This window comes from Enterobacter cloacae complex sp.6700776 (assembly GCF_048284255.1).
In the GTDB taxonomy this organism is placed as follows: Bacteria; Pseudomonadota; Gammaproteobacteria; order Enterobacterales; family Enterobacteriaceae; genus Enterobacter; species Enterobacter intestinihominis.
In genome coordinates, this window is the sequence record NZ_JBLVYK010000319.1 from 1 (window position 1) to 264 (window position 264).

The 264-nt window shown below is 63.6% G+C and carries 1 pseudogene; it reads left to right on the forward strand.

The window, feature by feature from the left end:
* A pseudogene (locus ACNQ0T_RS24440) lies at positions 1 to 264 on the forward strand (MurR/RpiR family transcriptional regulator); the annotation flags it as partial.

Sequence of the window (264 nt, forward strand, 5' to 3'; positions counted from 1 at the left end):
CGGCGGTGGAAAAGTGTAAATCTCGCCTGCTGAGCGCCCGTGCGGTACACTGCTTCGCCCTTGGCGCCCAGGACGTGACGCTGGCCGCGCTGCTCCAGCATCAGCTACTGCCCTCCGGCATCGCGATTAATCTCTGTCAGGATGCGGCGCTGATGCGGCTGACCGCCAGCACCCTCAATGACGATCATCTGCTGCTGGTGCTGGCCACTGCCGAGGCCAACCCTGTGTTGCAAAGCGCTACTTTGCAGGCGCGTACGCAGGGAG